This is a genomic window from Acinetobacter sp. ANC_7511 (genome assembly GCF_056779975.1).
The window spans coordinates 20627-43183 of sequence record NZ_JBWYIY010000009.1; the positions used below are offsets into that span (position 1 = coordinate 20627).

22 protein-coding genes are annotated in these 22557 nt (G+C 37.5%); 7 read left to right on the forward strand and 15 right to left on the reverse strand.

Annotated features, from left to right (window positions below; genetic code table 11):
• Nucleotides 1-16: 16 nt before the first annotated feature.
• The 5 genes from AC1M9L_RS07400 to AC1M9L_RS07420 all read right to left on the reverse strand — a co-directional run bounded on the left by AC1M9L_RS07400 (nucleotide 17) and on the right by AC1M9L_RS07420 (nucleotide 5029).
• Nucleotides 17-1036, reverse strand: coding sequence for an AraC family transcriptional regulator (locus AC1M9L_RS07400; protein WP_481590631.1), 1020 nt, complete (start codon nucleotides 1034-1036; stop codon nucleotides 17-19).
• Between the two features lie 156 nt (nucleotides 1037-1192).
• Nucleotides 1193-2035, reverse strand: coding sequence for a hypothetical protein (locus AC1M9L_RS07405; protein WP_481591770.1), 843 nt, complete (start codon nucleotides 2033-2035; stop codon nucleotides 1193-1195).
• A gap of 60 nt (nucleotides 2036-2095) precedes the next feature.
• Complete coding sequence (locus AC1M9L_RS07410) at nucleotides 2096-3181, reverse strand: LLM class flavin-dependent oxidoreductase (RefSeq protein WP_481591771.1); 1086 nt, start codon at nucleotides 3179-3181, stop codon at nucleotides 2096-2098.
• 30 nt (nucleotides 3182-3211) lie between these two features.
• A complete protein-coding gene (locus AC1M9L_RS07415) occupies nucleotides 3212-3733 on the reverse strand; it encodes a flavin reductase family protein (protein WP_179997732.1) in 522 nt (173 codons plus the stop codon).
• Nucleotides 3734-3778: 45 nt separating this feature from the next.
• A complete protein-coding gene (locus tag AC1M9L_RS07420) occupies nucleotides 3779-5029 on the reverse strand; it encodes a dienelactone hydrolase family protein (RefSeq protein WP_035267873.1) in 1251 nt (416 codons plus the stop codon).
• Between the two features lie 199 nt (nucleotides 5030-5228).
• On the opposite strand from AC1M9L_RS07420, the gene cysG reads away from it, so the two are divergent.
• From cysG to AC1M9L_RS07440, 4 genes are all read left to right on the forward strand, one after another.
• Nucleotides 5229-6614, forward strand: a complete 1386-nt coding sequence (gene cysG, locus AC1M9L_RS07425; RefSeq protein WP_481591772.1) for a siroheme synthase CysG — start codon at nucleotides 5229-5231, stop codon at nucleotides 6612-6614.
• A 28-nt stretch (nucleotides 6615-6642) separates the two neighbouring features.
• Nucleotides 6643-7122, forward strand: a complete 480-nt coding sequence (locus AC1M9L_RS07430) for a tRNA (cytidine(34)-2'-O)-methyltransferase (protein WP_035267879.1) — start codon at nucleotides 6643-6645, stop codon at nucleotides 7120-7122.
• A gap of 450 nt (nucleotides 7123-7572) precedes the next feature.
• Nucleotides 7573-8907 carry a solute carrier family 23 protein gene (locus tag AC1M9L_RS07435; protein ID WP_481591834.1) on the forward strand — a complete coding sequence of 445 codons (1335 nt, stop codon included), beginning with the start codon at nucleotides 7573-7575 and terminating at the stop codon, nucleotides 8905-8907.
• A 108-nt stretch (nucleotides 8908-9015) separates the two neighbouring features.
• Nucleotides 9016-9990, forward strand: coding sequence for an isopenicillin N synthase family dioxygenase (locus AC1M9L_RS07440; RefSeq protein WP_481591773.1), 975 nt, complete (start codon nucleotides 9016-9018; stop codon nucleotides 9988-9990).
• A 61-nt stretch (nucleotides 9991-10051) separates the two neighbouring features.
• Here the strand turns inward: AC1M9L_RS07440 and AC1M9L_RS07445 are convergent, their stop codons facing one another.
• Nucleotides 10052-11131 carry a hypothetical protein gene (locus tag AC1M9L_RS07445; RefSeq protein WP_481591774.1) on the reverse strand — a complete coding sequence of 360 codons (1080 nt, stop codon included), beginning with the start codon at nucleotides 11129-11131 and terminating at the stop codon, nucleotides 10052-10054.
• A gap of 167 nt (nucleotides 11132-11298) precedes the next feature.
• On the opposite strand from AC1M9L_RS07445, the gene AC1M9L_RS07450 reads away from it, so the two are divergent.
• Nucleotides 11299-11751, forward strand: a complete 453-nt coding sequence (locus AC1M9L_RS07450; RefSeq protein ID WP_481591775.1) for a hypothetical protein — start codon at nucleotides 11299-11301, stop codon at nucleotides 11749-11751.
• Between the two features lie 36 nt (nucleotides 11752-11787).
• Here AC1M9L_RS07450 and AC1M9L_RS07455 read toward each other — a convergent pair whose 3' ends face one another.
• The 7 genes from AC1M9L_RS07455 to rpoD form a co-directional block, all read right to left on the reverse strand.
• Nucleotides 11788-13329 (reverse strand): outer membrane protein transport protein, encoded by a 1542-nt coding sequence (locus tag AC1M9L_RS07455; protein ID WP_481591776.1) that lies wholly within the window; start codon nucleotides 13327-13329, stop codon nucleotides 11788-11790.
• A 307-nt stretch (nucleotides 13330-13636) separates the two neighbouring features.
• Nucleotides 13637-15031 (reverse strand): APC family permease, encoded by a 1395-nt coding sequence (locus AC1M9L_RS07460; RefSeq protein WP_035267885.1) that lies wholly within the window; start codon nucleotides 15029-15031, stop codon nucleotides 13637-13639.
• A 267-nt stretch (nucleotides 15032-15298) separates the two neighbouring features.
• Nucleotides 15299-16483, reverse strand: coding sequence for an iron-containing alcohol dehydrogenase (locus AC1M9L_RS07465; protein ID WP_481591777.1), 1185 nt, complete (start codon nucleotides 16481-16483; stop codon nucleotides 15299-15301).
• Nucleotides 16484-16485: 2 nt separating this feature from the next.
• The gene (locus AC1M9L_RS07470; RefSeq protein ID WP_035267888.1) at nucleotides 16486-17019 is read right to left on the reverse strand and encodes a hypothetical protein; all 534 of its coding nucleotides are present in this window, start codon (nucleotides 17017-17019) and stop codon (nucleotides 16486-16488) included.
• Between the two features lie 77 nt (nucleotides 17020-17096).
• A complete protein-coding gene (lipB, locus tag AC1M9L_RS07475; protein WP_035267889.1) occupies nucleotides 17097-17753 on the reverse strand; it encodes a lipoyl(octanoyl) transferase LipB in 657 nt (218 codons plus the stop codon).
• Between the two features lie 128 nt (nucleotides 17754-17881).
• The gene (locus tag AC1M9L_RS07480) at nucleotides 17882-18169 is read right to left on the reverse strand and encodes a YbeD family protein (RefSeq protein WP_035270687.1); all 288 of its coding nucleotides are present in this window, start codon (nucleotides 18167-18169) and stop codon (nucleotides 17882-17884) included.
• 127 nt (nucleotides 18170-18296) lie between these two features.
• Nucleotides 18297-20234: an RNA polymerase sigma factor RpoD gene (gene rpoD / locus AC1M9L_RS07485; protein ID WP_228133303.1), complete on the reverse strand. Its 1938-nt coding sequence runs from the start codon at nucleotides 20232-20234 to the stop codon at nucleotides 18297-18299.
• Nucleotides 20235-20531: 297 nt separating this feature from the next.
• Between rpoD and AC1M9L_RS07490 the strand changes: the two genes are divergently transcribed.
• Entirely contained in the window at nucleotides 20532-20738 is a 207-nt protein-coding gene (locus AC1M9L_RS07490) for a PA3496 family putative envelope integrity protein (RefSeq protein WP_092766845.1), read from the forward strand.
• Between the two features lie 66 nt (nucleotides 20739-20804).
• Nucleotides 20805-21329 (forward strand): YecA/YgfB family protein, encoded by a 525-nt coding sequence (locus AC1M9L_RS07495; RefSeq protein WP_179997742.1) that lies wholly within the window; start codon nucleotides 20805-20807, stop codon nucleotides 21327-21329.
• A gap of 26 nt (nucleotides 21330-21355) precedes the next feature.
• Here AC1M9L_RS07495 and AC1M9L_RS07500 read toward each other — a convergent pair whose 3' ends face one another.
• On the reverse strand, nucleotides 21356-21964 hold the full coding sequence (locus tag AC1M9L_RS07500; protein WP_481591778.1) for a DedA family protein: 609 nt from the start codon (nucleotides 21962-21964) through the stop codon (nucleotides 21356-21358).
• Between the two features lie 67 nt (nucleotides 21965-22031).
• Entirely contained in the window at nucleotides 22032-22373 is a 342-nt protein-coding gene (locus AC1M9L_RS07505) for a hypothetical protein (RefSeq protein WP_481591779.1), read from the reverse strand.
• Between the last annotated feature and the right edge of the window lie 184 nt (nucleotides 22374-22557).

Consider the following 22557-nt stretch of genomic DNA (forward strand, 5'->3'; position numbering starts at 1 on the left):
TTTTTTTTTGAGTGTTTTAATGAATGAGTTGAGCACTGCCTGTTTGCCTTTCAATAATTTTTTTTAAGGTCTCACTCGGTTTTTCCCCAAATGCATCTTTATACTCAAGTGAAAAACGACCTAAATGTGTAACACCCCATTTATAAGCAATTTCAGTAATATTAATTTTATGCGTAGACTGTGAAATTTCATTATAAATACATTTAAGTCGGTAATGGCGTATATAAGCATTTGGACTGCATTTTAAATATTTTTTGAAAATTGTATTCAGCTTTTTTTTGCTTAATCCAGATGCATATTCTAAATCTGAAATTTCAATTTTTTGATGTATATTTTTTTGTATGAATTCTAACAAGCGAGTAAAGAAGTCAGGATAATCTAAAGTATTTTTATAAATTAAATCACTATAGTTATTGGGTTGAGATAATAATAATGACTTCACAATAATATATTCAAAATCTGAGCGCATTTCTTGAAAAAATGAAGTATTGGTAAAATTGTTTGTGAAATTTTTAATACTGTCAATTAAATCCCACCATGCTTTAATTTTCGGGTTGTTTTGATCCATCACATTTTGAAATACCAAAGGTTCGGTAACTGGCTGAGAGATTAAATCTGAAAGTATTTTTTCAACAAAAGTCTTTGAAAAAGAAATGAATGTTTGCACACAGTCTTTGTCAATAATTAGTTCAAATTTATCTTCAGGTGAAACAATGGATGCTTGATCATAACAGGCGTAAAAAGTTTGACCATCTTTTTTAAATAGTGGTCGCCCATTTTTAGGGCGCGTTATACAAAAGTGGTTCATATTTTCATGCGTATGCGTTTTGAAAATTACATCTTTACCATATGTTAAATCCCCAATAATCATACGACCGATTTGCGATCCATTAAAACTAAAATCCAATGGTTCATATTGATTAAAATCGACTAAATCATGTGGGCCAATGATTAAATCAAGACAATGGTTGGCATCATGAATATTCTGCGTATGTGATTGAATCGTAGAAATAGACCTGTGTTGCTGGCTATACATAAATACCTCTATCCTTAGCTTGCTTATCATTACTTATGCAAAAATCAATCCATGATTTTGCTTTTTTTGTTTTATCTCAAATAAATAAATTAATCTAAAATAGCAGAATATAAAAATACTCTTTTGGTACTAAATTAGATTAATTTGATATGTTATTTAAAAGTGGTAAGCGACACGTAACATAGGGCTACTCGCGGTCGCTCCTGAACCAGCAACACCAGATGCATCATTACCATATTTATTTTTCCAGTATTGATAAGCAATCCCAGCTTTCAATTTTGGTTGATTGGCAGATTTATCTTTAAGTAAAGAATACATTAAAGACATGTCTACAAAGATTTCACTGGCGGTAGGCTCACCAAAAGGATCTTTCCCTTTGGTACTCATCCAAACACCTATGCCTTGATAATTCCAATTCGATTGCATAATAGGAAAATCCCAAAGCACTTGAAGTGCTAAGTAAGGATCATAGGTATATTTTTTACTCAGTACATTAGCATCATTGCTCTCGTAATAACCTAGCAAACTGAGATTAAGATAGCCTGGTGTATTTAATGTGACACTTGGACCAGCAACATACATTTGTCGATTTGAACCATAATCATCATTCTTTGTATTCCAGTCAAAACCTACTGTAAAACCATATGTCTTGAACCAACTAGAATCATTCAGTTTGTGTTGCGTGATACTTGGGATATCTAAGGTATGACGATAAATTGCATATGCCTCTTGAGCTCCTTGACCAGAAGCTTTGTTTGCATTTGGTTCAGCTGAGGATTGATGCATATTGAGTTGAAAAAAATTGGTGCCATATTTATAGCCGCTTAGGTGTACAAGACTAAAAATATACTTGTCAAAATCACCGTCTTTAAATGGTTCTGAGAAATCTTGACCATAACTGACAGCCAGTGAAGTATCACTCCAATTTGCCGCTTGAACTGCAGTGCCTAATGCAAAGCAGATTGATCCAGTGAATAACCCCTTTAAAATATAATTCACAGCTAAATTCCCTCTTAAAATAAATAAGCCGACAGTGAAACGGTCGGCTTAAGTGGTGGATTAACGAATATTATGCTTTTCCAAAATTGGTAAAACATGATCACGGAAATACGGAAATTCGCGGCTATAATCGAGGAATGAAAGAGTCGTTCCTCTAAAACCAGCTTCATGTAAATCTAAAATACCTTGCGCGACTTGTTCAGGTGTACCGACTAATGGAAAGCCACCATGGCCTACACTCATTGCATCACGAATGGATTGTTGAACCTCTTTTGGGAAACTTTGAGCATGTGCAAACATTAAGCTCATCAGATTGTCAACGGCAACAGTATCAGCATTGTTTAATTGACGATCCCATTCTGCTTTGGCTTCCTCTGGTGTAGGTCTGCAAATGACATGGGAGAAGGTCATCACATTGACTTCTCGGTTTACCTCGCGACCTGCTTGTTTAAGCTCATCAATTTCAATCTTGCTTCTGCCCAAATCTGAAGCTGGTGTAAAAAGAAAGTCCGCATTATTAACGGCAAATTCACGTCCATTTTTTGAACCAGCAGCATTGAAGATAGGCGGATGTACAAGTGGTTTTGGTTTTCCATAAGTTCCTTTGGTTTTGAAAAACTTACTTTCAAAATCAAATTTTTCTTCACTGGTCCATACTTTTTTAATCAGGTCATACCAGTCTTGTGCATAACCATAACGAGTTTCGTGATCATCAGGTAAATGTAGACCGAGTGCTTCATATTCAGGTTTATTCCAGCCTGCAACGATGTTGAGTCCAATACGACCTTGACTAATCTCAGATAGCGTTGCAATCTGCTTGGCAACTACAACTGGATGATTGGGGACGGTCTGAATTGTCGCGAAAACTGTAATGTCTTTGGTTAAAGCCAATAATGCGGCCGCCCAGGTCATGGTCTCTAAAATTGTTCCCTGAAAGTCTGTTTCACCGCCATAGCCTGTAAAGCGAGCAATCGGTAACATGAAGTCGATACCAGCTTCATCTAGCATTTTTCCAAGTTCGAGATTCTTTTCCCAGCTCGCACTCCATCGATCTTCAAGAGTTGAAATGGTCATTCCACCTGAGCAGTTAGAAGCAAATGAGCCGAGTAGAAAGCGATTATCATTGAAAAAGTGATGTTGATTCATTTTAAAAAATCCTTAAATTTCGTGAATTCGCTATACACCAGCAAATGCTTGATGAAGATTTGCTTGTTTATATTGCCCGTTATGGAACACCAATGGATTTCCAAGCTGATTACGGCAGGCTTCAATTTGTCCCACAATAATGTAGTGATCTCCAGCTTCATGAAGCTCATACTGACGACAAACAAAAGTGGTTAAGGATTTATTTAGAATGGGGATGCCCATATACTCATCAACGTCATCTAAGCCTTCGAATTTGTCATCAGAAGATTTTGAGAAATGCTTAGACTCTTGATACTGATCTTCACTCAAGATATTGATGGCAAAATATTCTGCCTGTTTGAAATCTTCGAAATGTGTCGCAGATTTTGCGATGTTCCATAAAATTAAAGGTGGATCAAGCGATACAGAAGTAAATGAGTTCGCTGTCATTCCAATTTTTTTATGATTTGAATCTAATGCAGTTACTACTGTAATCCCAGTTGCATACTGACCTAAGAGTTGGCGTAACGAGCGTTGCTCCAACTGTATTACAGGTGTCATTTCATTTAACATGATCATAATCCTTCATCTTAATTCTGATTGTCAGAATGAGTTCCTTTATTCGCCAATCGGTTTATTTTCACTGGATGGCCAAGTTGGCATCAGTTCATTTGAGGGTAAAGTTTCATCTAAAAGTTTCTTGGCAGTTTCAACACCTGCAACAGGTAGTCCAGTTGGATCTAATACGCCAATTTGCACCAGTAAACTTGCCTGATCCCAATAGATATGCTCATGACATAGTTTCGGTCCACGGAACTTGATAATGCCGAGCATTGGAATCTCTACATATTTTCCCGTCGGTTTAATTCCAGGAATTAACCAATCAATTTCCTCATCATGAGTAAAACTCATAATGAATTCATCAACGACTTGAGTTGCGCCTACAGTTCGTGAAATAGGCGTCAGTTTCATATCTTTTGGATTGTTATGAACAAAATGGTATTGATAGAAGCGAGCTAATTGTTTGTAGCCGACGCCACCTGTCAATGTTGGAATGTGATTGACATAAGGCTCTGCCACCATTGTTGCCATCGTGTCTGGAACATTTCGAGTGTCAAATTCAAATCGAACATGCTCTTCCCATAGCGCAGCAAGGTCGTAATTTGGTCCTATTGCTTTGCGTAAAGCTGTAATGGTTCTTTCATGTGCCATGAGTGCACTAGGCTTGTGATAATGCATACTCTGTGGGCGAGCAAAGGCATGATCGACATCTGGATAAATATATGTTTCGACTTTTGAGTTATTTTGCAGAGCAAGTAGGATTTGATCACGAGTGTTAGAATCACAGAACTGATCTTGTTCAGCAAAATGAAGAACCAGTTTGGATTGAATGTTGACTGCTTCTTCTAGGTTTTGCTCGATTCCTACACCGTAGTAAGAAACAGAACACTTTAAATCTGGAATGCGGCAAGCTGCGAGATATGCCAATTTACCGCCTAGGCAGTATCCGACCAATCCAGTACCTGCATCTTGATCAACTGTTTCAAGGGATTTGAGTGTTTCAATTGTAGATTTGATATCCTCAATACCCAGATCTTGATTAAATTGAGTATATAAGTCATATGCTTTTTGAAAGTCTTCTTCGGTATAACCGAGTTCTACATTAGGTTGAATACGCCAAAATAAATCAGGAACAATAACGGTATAACCTTCTTCAGCCAAAAAGTCTGCCTTTTGACGCATAACTTCATTAACACCGAAAATTTCCTGACATAACACAAGACCAGGACCTTTACCTGCTTCAGGTACTGAAAGATATGCTTTAAACGAACCTGCTGATGAATGTACATCAATATATGAACCAGCCATCTCGATAATCTCCTTTACTGTTGAACTTATCATCGGCATCAGCAGGATTTTTGACTATCCAAATAGAGTTCAAGTTTTATCCGTTTTAGGTCCCTTCATCGATATGCATCTGTTAAAAAAGCTACCACTTGCTTACTTTTAAGCAGCTTGAGTCGTGGAGAAGATGCTAAAATAGAGTGGGCATATGAGGATCGATTCAGTGGATATTTTTCCAATTTCATTAAAATTGCAGCAGCAACCTTGTTTGATTGTCGGTGGAGGGCATATTGCTTATCGCAAAGCACTGTTACTGCAAAAATCAGGAGCAAAAATTTCGGTTATTTCACCTGAGATTGAGGCGCAACTTTTAGAAATTGTCGAGAAAAGCTCTGGTCAATATATTCAAGCTCATTTTGATGATCACGATTTAAAATTAAACGATTACCGTTTAGTGATTGCTGCCACAGATCAGCCTTTAGTGAATCAACAAGTTTTTGAAGAATGTGAAAACTTAAATGTATTGGTGAATAGTGTTGATGATCCACCACATTGCCGATTTATGGTCCCTGCAATTGTTGATCGCTCTCCACTTGTTATTTCAATTGCGAGTAATGGGACATCCCCAGTATTGTCCAGACAGATTAGAACTCAACTTGAGACTGTAATCCCGCATGGAATCGGAACATTAGCTAAAATCTCTGGTGAATGGCGAAAACGTGTAAAACAAAAAATTGAAAATCCTGATGAACGCCGTATCTTTTGGGAAGAGCTGTATGCTGGACCTTTCAAAGAGCGTGTATTTAATAATAATCTGGCTGAAGCAGAAAAAATTATTCATCAGTCTTTAATAGAATGGAACAAACCCAAAGGTGAAGTTTATTTAGTTGGGGCAGGTCCAGGTGATCCCGAGCTTCTCACACTCAAAGCTTTAAGGTTGATGCAACAAGCAGATGTTGTGATTTATGACCGTTTAGTTTCTGGTGCTATTATGGAGTTATGCCGCCGGGATGCTGAAAAAATCTATGTGGGTAAAGCAAGGTCAAATCATGCTGTTCCACAAGAAGGTATTAATGCTTTACTCGTGAAATATGCGAATGAAGGCAAACGTGTCTGCCGTTTAAAAGGAGGAGATCCTTTTATTTTTGGGCGAGGTGGTGAGGAAATTCAAGAACTCTATGAGGCAGGAATTTCATTTCAGGTCGTTCCCGGAATTACCGCAGCATCAGGGTGTTCAGCATATGCGGGTATCCCTTTAACTCATCGTGATTACGCACAAAGTGTTCGCTTCTTGACTGGACATTTGAAGGAAGGTTCTCCTGAACTTCCATGGAATGAACTCGTGTATGAACACCAAACATTGGTACTGTACATGGGGCTTGTTGGATTAGAAAAAATCTGTGAAAAGCTTATTCAACATGGTCAACGAGCAGACATGCCTGTTGCTTTAATTTCTAAAGGTACGACACCAGAACAAAAAGTTGTTGTGGGGACTTTGGCAGATATCGCTTCGAAAGTGTTAGAAAATCAAATTCAGGCGCCAACTTTGACCATTATTGGTGAGGTGGTGAAATTAAGAGAACAGTTGAAATGGCAAGACGAACTGTAAAAGTCTGCTATAAAGTTGAGAAATTATTGTGATTCATGTTGTTTTATACGAACCAGAAATTCCTGCAAATACAGGAAACATTATCCGTTTATGTGCAAATACAGGAGCACAATTACATTTGGTCAAACCGCTAGGTTTTGAGCTGGATGATAAGAAGTTAAAGCGTGCTGGATTAGATTACCATGAATGGGCTCGCATGCAGATATGGGATAATATTGAAGCATGTCTGGAAAATCTAGCGAGTCAAGGTGTGGATCAAGATTCGATTTATCCTTTAACGACCAAAGGTACCGAAACACCACATACCTCGAATCTGAATAGGCCAGTTGCTTTACTCATGGGGCCTGAAACGCGCGGACTACCTGAACATGTTCGTATGATGTTCCCAAAGCAACATTGGATTCGTTTGCCCATGGCGCCAAATTCTAGAAGCTTAAATTTATCTAATGCTACGGCAGTGATTGTTTATGAAGCATGGCGACAACAAGGATTTAAAGATTTAACTTAAGTCAGTAAGGTCATCGAAAGGTGACCTTTTTTAATGCATAAAAGTTTAGTAAAACTTGGCTAATATGATGAAATATTCATTAAGAATAAAATTAAAATAATGATTTTAAATACGATTTTATTTTATATTTCGGGAATCCAATTTTTTTGAGTAAAAGTCTAAAAAATATACAAAACGGTCAAATTTTTTCATTTGTTAATGAAATTAATATTTATATAAAACAGAGTATTAGGTTTTATTTTTGTTGATCTTAAACTAGCTGCCAACCAAACGAAATATTAGAAATTCGACCAATTGGTATATTTGTTGCTTAGTTAAAGTGAATATATGGTTCCGATAAATTTGATAGACGAACTGTGATTTGTACTTAAACGAAATGAATTTATCATTGTACAGCCAATGTCTAAAGATGTTCGACATTGGCTCACATTACCAATGGGGTGGTATGTGATGAAAGAGAATTGGTTTTCCAAATTTACTCCTTTTCAAGGAGATATTGAAAAAACTCCCGTTGCCATGAACGAGTACTTGCCTACAGGACAAAGTATTGTACTTGGACTTCAACATACATTTGCCATGTTTGGTGCAACAGTGTTGGCACCGCTGCTCATGGGGTTTGATCCTAGTCTAACGATCCTGTTATCTGGTATAGGCACGATATTATTTTTCCTTATCACAGGTGGGAGAGTGCCAAGCTATCTTGGGGGTAGTTTTGCTTTTATTGGTGCTGTGATTGCTGTAACAGGCTATACCGGTTCAGGGTTAAATCCAAATATTGGGATTGCCTTAGGTGCAATAGTGGTATGTGGTATTTTCTATGCCTTGATGGGTTTACTTGTAATGAAAACGGGTTCTCAATGGATGGAGAATCTTTTACCACCAGTTGTTGCTGGTGCAATCATTATGATTGTTGGATTAAATTTAGCACCTGGGGCGATTAAAGCCGTATCAGGTAATGAGTTTGATACATGGATGGCTTTATTGACCGCAATGTGTATTGGTGGTGTCGCAGTATTTACAAGAGGAATGTTGAGACGATTATTGCTATTGGTGGGTTTGATAGTTTCGTATCTTGTATATTTTGTTTTAGCTAACATGATGGGAATGGGCAAACCAATCGATTTTAGCTCGGTTTCAAATGCGGCATGGTTTGGTTTACCAACTTTATATCAACCTGAATTTCAAATGAATGCAATTCTGCTGATTCTACCTATAGCATTTATTCTTATTGCTGAAAATCTTGCGCATTTCAAAGTTGTAAGTGAAATGACAGGCAAAAATATTACACCCTATATGGGTAGAGCATTTTTGGCAGATGGGGTATGTACCTCTATGTCTGGTGCAGTAGGAGGAACAGGATTAACTACATATGCAGAGAATATTAGGGTCATGGCGGCAACGCGTATTTACTCTACAGTGGTTTTTGTAATTGCGGGTATTGTCGCCATTATTCTGGGATTATCACCAAAATTTGGAGCACTCATTAGCACATTACCTGTCGCAATTTTGACAGGGACTTCAATGATTGTTTTCGGCTTAATTGTAATCGCTGGTGCGAAAATCTGGATCGAAAATAAAGTCGATTTTACTCAAAACGGCAACATTATTGTGGCATCAGTGACTGTGATTATGGGCGCAGGGAACTATTCGATTATGGTTGGTGGACTTGATCTCGGCGGCATTACAACGGCGACATTTGCGGGAATTATTCTAAATCTGATTTTTAATCGAGCTAAGCAAAAGCAGAATCAAATAGTAGCAGACGTTGTACCAGAAAAAACTTAAGTTTGAGACTTAGCTTTTAAGACAAATTTTAGTCAATCCTAAATTGTCGAAAGTTTCAGCAAGATAATGAAAACGTAAAAGATGTATACCTGATACAAGGGGATAAAAATGGGAATACCAGTAATTGATTTAGCAGGCGTAGATATAAACAAACCAGAAAGTGAGGCGACTAAACGTGCAGTTGCTGAACTGAGAAAAGCTGCGATGCATTCAGGTTTTTTCTATGTGAAGAATCATACAGTTCCTTTAGAAATGATGACGCGACAGTTTGCATTAGCAAAAGAATTATTGGCGCTTCCAGAAGACGTTAAGCAAAAATATGATGTACGTAATTTTTTTGGATTCCGTGGATTTGATAAACTAAATGGTCAGCAATTAGACCCTTACGGCAAGCCAGATTATAAAGAAGGGTTTTATTGTGGTCGTAATTATCCTCAAGATCATCCTTTTGCAATCGCTAAATATCAAAACTATGGTCCAAATCAGTGGCCTGAAGAATTACCTCAATGTGAATTGATTTGTCAGGAGTACATCGATGAAATGTATAAACTGGCAAATTTTCTGATGCAACTTTTGGCATTAACGTTAAATCTGCCATCGAACTATTTTGATGCTTCTAGTAAAGATCCTATGGGAACATTACGTATGTTGCGTTATCCACCTACACCTAGAGATGATGATGAAACATATGGCGTTGGCGCGCATACAGATTGGGGGTCAGTCACCATTTTGGCACAAGATCAAATAGGCGGATTAGAAGTGTGCATGCCTGACGGAGAGTGGGTTGCAGCACCACCAATTAAAGGAACATTTGTAGTTAATCTAGGTGATATGATTCCAAAATGGACCAATGGTCTATATCACTCCAATCCACATCGAGTAAAAAATAGTTTTTCAAATGGTGCTTATCGTTACTCAATTCCATTTTTTTATGAACCAGACTATCACGCTGTGATTGAGCCAGTTCCAGGAACATTGAAAGAAGGTGAATTACCTTTATATGCACCATGTACAGTAGGGGAGCATTTAGAAGAAATGTATAATCGTTCATATAAAAAAGCGGAAGAGAATGCAGTAGCTTAAATCTCGCGATACAAAAAAAGCATTATCTATATAATGCTTTTTTTTAAATTATTCTAATGATTTATGAGCGATATTGATTGATAAAGTCCTCAGAACTTAGCCCTTTTTTAGCATAATGAATTGATGCTCTTTCCGCATATATTTGTCTAATATAGCGCGCTATGTCGCAGCTATCTGCAAACATATTATATTTCCAACCCAAACCATAGGACCATAAATTAATATTATCCACGGTCATGATTTCAATATTTGTATCCTCATGATCTAAATAATGGTCAATCATCTTGCGAATGACCTCTTTGGTACAGCTTAATTTATATGCATGCCACTCATCATGAGGACACGCATTTTTTGGTGGCTGCCTAAATGGGTATTGAATGCCTCTTCCAGGGCGATTAAGACCGTGACCTTCCCATGGGCTGTATTCTTGGGACCATGTATTTAATGGTCCGTTTGGAACCGCAGGACGTATTTGCCCCCAATGCACCAAATTTTGATTTAACCAATCATCTGCAAAACTATCGCAGTTGAAAGGATCAAGTTTTCTAATCGCTTCTTGGTCATGTTGAAATGAGATATAAGATTCGATTGGATTTTCGATTTTGAAAATACAGTGGCTATAGTCCATCGCCATTTTAAATGGAATACCTTGATGATTGACTAAAGCTGCAACTTTTTCTACCCGGCGATAATCTTCAGACCAATTATCTACGTGATTTTCAAAGGTAATGGTTATACCCTTACTTTGAGCATACTCATAAAAATATAAATAGGCATCAGCAACTTGTTGATCATTAAGATAGTTGAATTTACTGTCTTTTGCTGCAAGCATAATGTTGTGGTATTTGGCGCCTACGGCACATGTAAGCTCGATATTTTCTTTGAATATTTTTTCATGTTCTCCCCAAATATAGCATCCGTAACCTGAATAAACTGGAATATTGTATTTTTGACTCCCTTTAATGTAATCATCAATCATTTCACGATGAGTCGGAATGTGATCGATAAAATCCCACACGCTCGATTCTGCAAGTAGATCGAATTTTTCCATTATTGATGGTTCTTCAAGAGATACTGGATGTTCAAATGATGAGGCTTGTATGCCTAGTCCAGCACAGCCTAATGGAAACATTTTTTTCATAAATTCAATACCAAAAATATATAATTAAATCAGTGAATTGATAATGCAAAAAAAATGCCTTAATCCCTTAATATTTCAATCTATTACATTATTAAAATGGCTTTTTTAAAATATCAGTTGTCTAATACGAACATAAATTTATCGAAATAAATTAGATACGGGGATGTATGATTAAAAACATTAAAAAATACAGCTATGGAATTATAGTAATCATCTGTGCAGGAATGACGACCTCTAAAGTGATGGCACAAAATGAAAATAAAGAACAAGCGGATTTAAATAATATTAATCCATTGACTCAACAGGAAATCGATCAAGCATTAGCTCAGATGAAAGCAAAAATGTTCAAAAATTTGGAAAATTGGAGTGCGGCGTTAAAACGAAATGATTTCGAGCGGACAGGAAAAAATTTGGTGTTAAAAAGTAAGAAACAGCTTGAATTATGTCATATATATCAAGCTTCTGTAGATGAAACATATTCTTTAGCGCAAAAAAATCGCCATCGTATGTCAATAGATGAACAGAAAATTGTGGATGATCGAAATAGGTTTATTGAGTATTTAGGATTCAAAGATAATCAAATTGATACTAAATTAGGTTTTAGTTGTCGATTAATTTAAAAAAAGCACGGATGAAAAATCCGTGCTTTTTAAACTCTAGAAACGGTAACCAATTTTAAAGCTATATCCAATAGCTGTATTGTCTTTAAAGTCAGCATCATAACGTGTTGTTCCAAACCAACTCGCTGATTGTGATTTTGCATCGCCTAACCAAAAATATCGTGCACCCGCTTGAACGAAGGTATTTTTGTTAAAGCTATATTGACCACCTAAACCTGCACTCCAAAAACCTTCAGATGGACCTAGGGTAGAAACATATTCACCTGCACCAGAATCCCAACCACCGATAATGGTTAATGCGAGTTTGTCATTTAATTTACGAGCAATACCAAAGGTCGCGGAAATTTGATCTTTTTCATATGCGACAAGATCGAATCCACGTGTTCCTTTCCCTTGACTCTTTGTAATTTCAGATACGAGTTGACCAAATTTGTGAGGGCGGATCTTAAACTCAGACCAATCCACCCAACGCAAATTAATATACGCCAAAGTATCGGCCATGATACCTGTTTGGAAATCAAGATTAACTGATTGTGGGGTTGAGGCAGAAGTTTTGCCTTCAGTATAAAAATTTGAGTCTATACTAAGAAGTGGAATTTTATCCTTATCAGAAATTGCCCCTCCTACAGAGCCAAAGGAATCTTGTCTAACTTGAGGCATTGACTCTTCAGCTTGAACTTTATAATTAATTTTGGATCTGTAGGTTAGAGAGGCTCTTAGAGCAATTTCTGGAATTTGGTAAGCTGCACCAGCAAGCCAACCAAATGCCCCCTCTTCAGAAATAGACGCTTGATATCCAGCATATTGTTGAGAAGAATTTCCTTTCTCATTGAATGTGGTACAAGCTTTAGGTTGCGATATTGGTAAAGGATCGGTTACGGGTTGGTTATTACATAAATAGCCTCCTAAAAGACTATATGCTGTACCACGTAATAATACATCAGCTTCCACTGTCTGATAGACAGGGCCTGCATAGAGATTTATATTTTCATTCGGTTGAAAGCCGAAAACTAAAGACAAGCTATTAGTATTGACTTCAGCTTGAGTACCACCATATTTCTCACTGTGAAAGGAACCATATTCTGTGGCTTCTTTATATTGTCCACCTGTTGGAATTTGTATAACATTTGGTTGAACTGGATCATGTCTTTTATCTATAGTTTTATATGACGCTTTGGCTCCAAAGGGTTGATCGAAAATAATACCCATTGAGACTTTATCTGTTACCTGATATTTAAAATTAATATTGGCAAACCCAAAGGTATCTGCAATATCACTTAATTTTGAACCACTTAATTCTGTGCCAATATTTCCTTGATCAGCAGTTGGCATATTCCAACCAGCTTCGCCATCATGAATATCTGTATAATCACCAGCAGGCCCTCCTGGACCTGATGTACCTGTCCTCATATTTCCAGAAAGATCAGCATCCAAAATTGAGTAACTAAAATCTACATAGTTTCCTGGCTGTAAAAAGCCATTCATCGATTGGCCTGAACGATCCATAGCTGCAGCATAAGCGCCCGCGGTTGGAAACATTGCGACCAAAATCGCCCCAGTAAGTGTATTCAAACGCATTATTACATTCCCTGTGTAATGAATATTATTAGAGCATTTACTCAAATATTTTGCTCTTTATACACATCGTGTAATTTTTGGTCAATGAGTATCCTGACAAATATGTAATTTTTTGCCAATCATTTTTTATTTAATTTCATGTATTTGCGTTTAAATGTGTTATTTCTCTCATTATTTTGAAATAAAGCTGCCTATTAGGATGTAGAGTTTATTTTTTAAATTAGAAATTTTGATTGATGTTTGATCATTTTGGTGAATTTGCATAATAAAAAAAGGCGCCTAAGCGCCTTTTCTAAAAAATCAATTTTTAACGATCATTAAACTCATCATGTTGAGGAGCAGGGTATTTAAAGCCTTTGGTTTTATAACCTAAATACAAAATACCACCAATCGCCCAAATCAAACCATATTTAAGCGATGCTTGATCGACCTCTAACCACAATGCAAATACTGCAATAAAACCGAGTAATGGTACGATAACGAAATTAATAATTTCTTTCGCTGTTTTAGTACGACCATCACGTAACGCATACCGTGAGATAACAGATAAGTTCACAAAGCTAAATGCTGTTAACGCACCGAAGCTAATTAATGAAATGACAAAGTCTAAATCCATAAAACCAGCGGTTAATGCGACTGCACCTACAATCATGATGTTATATGATGGAGTGAAGTTTTTAGGGCTGATGTGACCAAAAATTTTCTTATTGATGACACCATCGCGTCCCATAACATACATGAGGCGTGATACACCTGCATGCGCAGAAATACCAGATGCCATAACAGTAATGATGGCAAATGCAAGTACATAAGACTGGAACAAAGATCCACCAACCAACAACAAAATTTCAGGTTGAGTTTCTGCAATATTCTGGAAGTATGATCCCGGATTATTAGGGAAATAGATCTGCATGAAGTAAGTGCTGACGATAAAGATAATCCCTGCAATTAAAGCAGTTAAGAAAATCGCTTTTGGTAGCGTTTTCTCAGTATCTTTAGTTTCTTCGGCGAGAGAACTGAGTGAGTCAAATCCTGTGAATGAGAAGCAGAGTAATGTCGCACCTGTGATTAAGGCACCCACTGAAGTTAACTCATTCCAAAATGGTTCTAAACTCCAAAGTTGGTAGCGTTGTTCAGCAGAGATTGGACCATCCGCGTTATATCCCATTTGGAGCTTGGTATAGACCATCCATGTAAATACAGCGATCACAATTAATTGTACGAATACAATTAAGCTGTTGAAATTTGCAACAAATCGCGCACCACGAAGGTTAATACCTGTCATAAATGCTGTAAGCACAATGACCCAGACCCAATGATTGACATCAGGGAATAAAGCCTCAAGATAAATCACCGCAAGGATGATGTTGACCATGGGTGAGAGCAGGTAATCTAACCATGATGACCAGCCAACCATAAAACCAACGTTAGGGTGGATAGATTTTTGAGCATAGGTATACGCTGAACCTGAAGATGGATATCTACGGATCATATGACCATAACTCAATGAAGTCAGTAGGATTGCAACAAGTGCAAAAATATATGATGTAGGAACGTGGAAATTACTTTCTTCTGATACCAAACCGAAAGTATCAAACAACGTCATTGGCTGAATATAAGCTAAACCGATAATAATGATGTGCCAGAGTCCTAGCGTTTTTTGCAGTTTAGCTGCCGATTGAGTCCCAGTTATATTAGTCAACGGCTTTATCCTCTTAATCGTTGATCAAGGATCAGTCAAATCAATTAAGGATCGTTTGAGACGAACGATCCCCCCTAATGTTTTTTCAAAAGTGCGCCAATCTAAACCAAATTGATGCAGTTTGTCAGTAGTTTGTGCGAGTTTTTTTAGCAGGATTTATGCCAAAGGTATTGAACTCATGAGTTAAAACAACTAACAAATGAAAAGCCTGATGTCTAAAAAAACATCAGGCTAGTTTTAAGCGTATCTTTACTTATTTTGAGAAATTTACCAAGCTTTTTCTAAGATAGATTTCAAATCTTTTAATGTTGCTTCTTTAGGGTTGAAAATGATTGATCCGTCATTTAACGCTTTTTCGGCAACTTCATCTAATTGAGATTGCGTAACTTTGCCTGTCTCACGTAATGTACGTGGCAGTTTAGTTAAATCATAAATGCGATCACGCATTGTGTTGATAATCGCAATAGCTTTATCTGCACGTTGATTTGCTGGTGTCTGTGCATAGATATCAGTACCTGCAAGCGGTAATAACAGATCAGCAATCTTATCGCCATTCACATCCTTGTTGTAATCAAGCACATAAGGGAGGAATAAGTTCATGCACAAACCATGTGGTAAGTGAGCAACGGCACCTAAAGCATGTCCAAGGGAGTGAACAATACCGACCATTGCGTTTGAGAATGCAATACCAGCCATGGTCGATGCTTGAGCAAGTTCTAAACGGGCATCAGCATCTTTTGGATTTTCCAAAACTTTAAACAAGTTTTCACTAATTTTTTTAATTGCAGCAGTAGCGTAAGCATCACTGATAGGATTCGCTGCCAAACACGTATAGGCCTCAACTGCATGTGTCATTGCATCCATTCCTGTCATTGCTGTCAGGTGTGGAGGTAGTGTTAAAGTCATACGTGGATCTAAAATTGCAGCACTAGGCATTAAATATTTTGAAGCAAATGCCATTTTTTGATTATTCGCTGTATCTGAAACCACAGCAACCATCGTGACTTCAGAGCCTGTACCTGATGTTGTTGGGATAACAAAAAAAGGCTTTAATGGGCGAGGCAGGTTGTGAGCACCTGAATATTTCAGAAGGTCATCGCCTCCTTCCGAGACGAGAATATTTGCAGCTTTTGCTGTATCGATGACTGAACCACCACCAATTGCAATAATTGCATCGCATTGATTGTTACGATACATCTCAGTCACTGCTTTTACTGTTTCTAAACTTGAGTCCGGCGGAACTTCATCAAAAATTGAGCCAATTTTTACTTCTGTTGCTGCAAAAGCAGCTTCTACTGGTTCAAGTAGACCATTGGCACGTACGCCTTTGTCTGTGATAATAAGTGGTTTTTTTGAACCCATTGAATCTAGCTCAAATGGAATGTGTTCAAGCGCAGCATTACCGGCAATCACTTTAACTGGACAGAAAAATTCGTAATATGGTTTAGCCATGCTTAAGCACTCCCTTTAATATATGACTGAGCAACTTTGAGATAAATATTTGCTGCACCTGTCAATTTTTCTTTTAATGACAGATTGACTGGATATTCTTTGACTGCAAGTTCAGCGACTAATTTTGGAAGAATAAGGGCTTCCATTTTATTCAGACAACGCACTAAACGTATTGCATGACCTAAATCGCCATCAGCAATCATACGGTCATTTGCAAATGCTTGTGCAGTACTTTCTTGGAAAGAAAATACCAAAAAAGCATGATGCATATGTTTAAAGGTAATCGTTAAATCTGGTTTTTTTGATGCATGGTCGATTAAGACAAGTTGATGTTGTGGATTCACTTGTGCAATAAATGCTGCATCACTGTTGAAAACGTCCATTGAAATCGTGAAGCCGACAGGAAATTTAGCAATTTCCTGTTTTATTTCTTCATCGACTTGACTTGCCATCGCTAAGCCTCTGCCAATCACGTCAAGCATGAGTTTGACATAAGCTTGTTCTAGCGCGGGCTTTACAGAGTTAATAGAAATCACTCACTTGTCCCTTATCACATAGTTTTATAATTTAGAGTAAATACTCTAAAATTATCTAATGACAAAGTAAAGGAGTTTTAATGATCATTCACGATAATTTGACTGAACAGGTCACTTTTTTTTAGATAGGCAATGAGGTCTTGAACTAACATATCAAAACTTGGGTAGGGATTTATCAAATCAGAGATTCTGACCATTTCAAGACCTGCATAACCACATGGATTAATAGTTTGGAAGCCTTCCAGGTCACAATCTATATTAAGTGAGAGTCCATGATAACTGCGACCTTTTCGGATTTTAAAGCCCAGAGATCCAATTTTTCTACCATCAACATAAACACCAGGTGCATCTGGTTTAGCATAAGCTTCGATACCGTATTTTTTTAATAAATCGATCATGACATTTTCTGCATAGCTGACTAAAGTACGGACATTCCAGCCTAATCGATTTAAATCAAACATAAAATATGCAACTAATTGTCCTGGACCATGCCAAGTGACTTGTCCACCACGATCAGTTTGAACAACTGGGATATGGCTAGGCACTAATATATGTTCTGGTTTGCCAGCTTGTCCTTGGGTAAGCACAGAATTGTGCTGCAAAATCCAAAATTCATCTGCTGTTTGTTCGTCACGCTGTTCTGTCATCAGCTTCATTTCTTGGAAGCGATCTTCATAAGAAGTGGTTTGGGTATAGTGACGAATAATCAATTGAGGTTTGGTTTTGACATCCACGGAGGTTAAGGCTCACATTCAAAAATGAGTTTTATTATAGACAATATTGTTGAATTAAGTGTGACCTAGGCACATACTTGATGAATAATTAACAAACATAAAAAAACACGCATGAAGCGTGTTTTTTATTAAAGTGCAGTTTTAATTAAAGGGCAAGCAGCCAAGTCTGCATATACTTGATGTACTTGCTCAAGCTCTTCAAAACGAAGTTGCGCAGTAATTGAATGATACTTGCCTGTACGCGATGGTGTCACTGTCATTGCATTCCCATCAAAATCAGGGAAATGTTTAACAAAAATGTCATTCACGGCTTTGCGTAAATCCTCACCTGCAAGACCAATCAATTTAATTGGATAATCCATCGGAAACACCCAAAGATGTTCTTGTAGTTCGCGTGATGGAGTGCGATCGATCATGTCAGTCATAGGACACCTCATTAGTAAAAATACCTGCTAGGCGCAGGTATTTAGAATTATTTGCTACATGCTTTATATTATGGGGGAGTGTCCCCCATATTCAAGCCTGTATTATCCTATGGATAGATTAGTCATTCTCAAGGAACGAGCGTAAATGTTCAGAACGCGATGGATGACGTAATTTACGTAACGCTTTTGCTTCGATCTGTCGAATACGTTCGCGTGTTACATCAAACTGTTTACCAACTTCTTCCAACGTGTGGTCCGTCGGCATATCAATACCAAAACGCATCTTCAAGACTTTAGCTTCACGTTCAGTGAGGTTTTCAAGTACCTCACGTGTTGCTTCTTTCAAGCCTTCTGAAGTTGCAGCATCAACTGGTGAAGTGATGTTACCATCTTCAATGAAGTCACCAAGATGTGAGTCTTCATCATCACCGATCGGTGTCTCCATCGAAATTGGTTCTTTAGCGATCTTAAGCACTTTACGAACTTTGACTTCATCCATTTCAAGGCGTTCACCTAACTCTTCAGGGGTAGGTTCACGTCCCATTTCTTGAAGCAATTGACGAGATACGCGGTTGATCTTGTTAATGGTTTCAATCATATGTACAGGGATACGAATCGTACGTGCTTGGTCAGCAATTGAACGTGTAATCGCCTGACGAATCCACCAAGTTGCATAAGTCGAGAACTTATAACCACGACGGTATTCAAACTTATCTACGGCTTTCATCAAGCCAATGTTACCTTCCTGAATCAGATCGAGGAACTGTAAACCACGGTTGGTATATTTTTTCGCGATGGAGATGACCAAACGTAAGTTCGCCTCAACCATTTCTTTTTTAGCACGACGTGCTTTTGCTTCACCAATCGCCATACGTTTAGAAATATCTTTAATTTCACGTACAGTAAGGTCGAGATCTTTTTCGATATCAGCGATTTTTTGTTGGAAAGCAAGAACGTCAGGGCGTACTTTCTCTAAGTATGGTTTTTGGTCAGCAGTGGCTTTAGCAATTTGCTCATCTAACCAAGCTGGGTTTGATTCTTGACCAGGGAACGTTGTACGGAATTGAGTACGATCCATACGACCACGACGAACTGCGTAGCGCATTACTTCACGTTCTGCTGTACGAATTTGTTCATGCGTGCCACGAATCATTTCAGAAATGATGTCAAACAAACGTGGTGTGAACTTAAACATCATAAAGACGGTTGCGAGCGACTCAAGAGCTGCTTTACCTTCTTTACTGTTACGACCATGTTTTGCGATCGCATCTTTAGTCGCATTCCACGCAGCTTCTAACTCTGCAAAACGCACTTTTGCGATTTCAGGGTCTGGACCTGAATCACCCTCAGAATCATCATCACTTTCAGACTCTTCTTCATCATCGTCATCAAGTTTTACATCTTTAGTTGGTTTAGTCTCTGTTTCTTCTTCAAGATCAGCATCAACTTCTTCTAAAACTTCTGGAATTTCTTCATCAGACTCTGGATCTAAATAGCCTGAAAGGATATCGGCTAAACGACGCTCGCCAGTTTCGTAATCTTTATATTCTTGTAATACAACTTCAACCGCATTTGGCCAATAAGCAATTGAGTTTAAAACGTCACGAATACCTTCTTCGATACGTTTTGCAATCTGAATTTCGCCTTCACGAGTCAACAGTTCAACTGTTCCCATTTCTCGCATATACATACGAACAGGGTCAGTTGTACGACCAGGCTCATTTTCTACAGATGCTAAAACTGCAGCTGCTTCTTCTTCAGCAACTTCGTCAGTCGTTTCTGCGCTACTACCATCAAACATTGCATCGTCAGATTCTGGCGCACGTTCGTGTACAGGAATACCGACGTCTTGAAGCATCTGAATGATATCTTCAATCTGTTCGCTTTCAGTGATCGAGTCTGGGAGATGATCGTTAACCTCAGCGTAGGTTAAGTAACCTTGTTCTTTGCCTCGGCTAATCAGAGCCGCTACTTGTGAAGTAGGGGAATGCATATCGCTCATCTTTGCTCTCTTCTCGTTGAATCTGTGGCGGGGAAAAACCGTGCATTCTAGCACAATTAACTTATCTTTAGTATCGTATTAACTCAGTATAATTGGTTTTGAAAACCAATGAATTAAGTTGTTTAAGTCAATATTGGGTCAAAATTGTTCATTTCAAGCACATCATGCTTTTTATTTTAAACCAGCAATAAGGATTTGATCCTTGATTAAATAATGACATATTTTTTTGTCCAAAAAAAACTAAAATTTGTATAAATATCAGCGAAAAATAAAATAAAACTTGACAAGTATTCTGAACAAAGATAAATAGCGCCTAGCCCCATTCATTTTTTCACACATGAGGTAGTTTTAGTGTCTTCTACAGATTTTGAACTAGATGATAACTACGGTGATGATGATGTTAGTTTTGATGAAACTACGAGCAAAATTAGCGCCAAAGAATCATTAGAAAAGCGTCGCTTGATTGATGACTTACTTGCACAGCGTCGTTTAGATCGTGAATTGAAAGATCTTGAATATGATTTTGACGATGATGATTTCGACGATGATGAAGACTAAATTAGATTGGGTATCCTGATCTAAAATGTTATTCTACGGAATTAAGATACAACCTTTGGAAATACAATGAGTGCATTAGATTTAGACTTGTTAAGTGACTACTTAGATGGCGACCAAAATGAGCATGGTCTAGATTTTGCTGCAACTCATGGTTTTTTGTGTGCGACAGCTGTAGGTCCTCAATTTGATCGTTGGTTGGATGAGTTATTTGACAATAATCAAAAGAAAGTGCCTGCAGAGATCGTAGCTCAAATTAAACTTTGGTTAGAAGATTTACGTCAAAAACTTGCCAATGAAGAAGGTATTGAATTTCCTTTTGAAATTGAAGAAGCAGATGTAGAGTCAAGCCTTGGGGATTGGAGTGTAGGCTTTGTCGATGCAATGTTCTTAAATGAAGATGCATGGTTCACACCTGAGTTTGAAGAGCAATTGGTTGATCTCACTCTGCCAATTATGGTGTTTAGTGGAGTTGACGAAGAAGATCCTCAAATGGAGTCTTTCCGCCGTAACGGTCAATTAATGGATGAGCTTGCAGAAGAAATTCCAGATAACTTGAATGAATTGTATTTGATGTATCATACGCCGAACTAATTAAAAAGCACCGTAAGGTGCTTTTTTTATTTTGAGTTCTTTCTTTTTTGTCTGCGGTACACAATCCAAATGATTATGCTGATCACAATAGCAATAATTAGATAGCTTACTTGGCTAAATATTTTGTGCATCATTTCAGTATTATTTCCAAAATAATAACCCACATATGCTAAAAAGGTGGTCCATATAACCGTGCCTAAACCACTATAAAACATAAACTTTACAAAAGGCATTTTGCTCATGCCTGCAGGTATACTAATCAGAGATCGTACTGCTGGAACCATACGTCCAAAAAAAACGATTCGATGTCCATATCTTTCAAACCATTCTAATGATTTATCAACATCAGCTACTTTAATAAATAAATACTTGCCATATTTCTCAACGAACGCATAGAGCTTTTGATCAGAGATCTTACGTCCTAACCAATACAGCGTAGCGGCAGCTAAGAGCGAACCTATACTTCCTGAAATAATGACACCGATCAAAAGTAATTGACCCTGAGAAGCGGTATAGCCAGCTGAAGGCATAATAATCTCTGAGGGTATAGGTGGAAAAACATTATCGAGAAACATCAATAGAGCAATGCCGAAATAGCCCATTTGCTCCATCACTGAAATGATCCAATCTTTCATAAGTGATTTGTATTTTAAAGTTAAACCTATGCTAGATGTTTTTAAGAAAAAATACAGTGAAATTAAGTTAATGCATTAATTTAGGATGTTGAATTTGTATAAGTGTATGAACATAGACTTCTCGTAGGATATAGCTGACGAGAAGGGGAGCTATGCTGATGATGAAGATAAGACTCATTGAATTTCTCATCTGAAAACCGATTGCTAAAGCAATAATTGCGCCGATACAAGCACCTAACGTTACGATAAAATAATGGGATTGGTTACGTATATGCAATCTAACATCAGAATTATGTGAATCGAGATATATAAATTTTAAATGTGTCGGTACAGCTGATACACGATCTAAATGATTATGGTGAGCAAAATTCCGTTGAATAGGAAGATATTTGAATGGCAATCGATTCATGACTTTCATCCTTGAGCTAAATTTATTTCCTTCGTATTAAATTTATCTGAATGACTTCATGTGTTATGTGTTGTTATAAAATAACTTTGTAATGGTGATATATCAGAATTGAAATTTTGTTTGTTCAATGTAAAAAGCGTCATCTACACTGTAATGTAGACAACGCTTTTGTAAGTTAAATAAA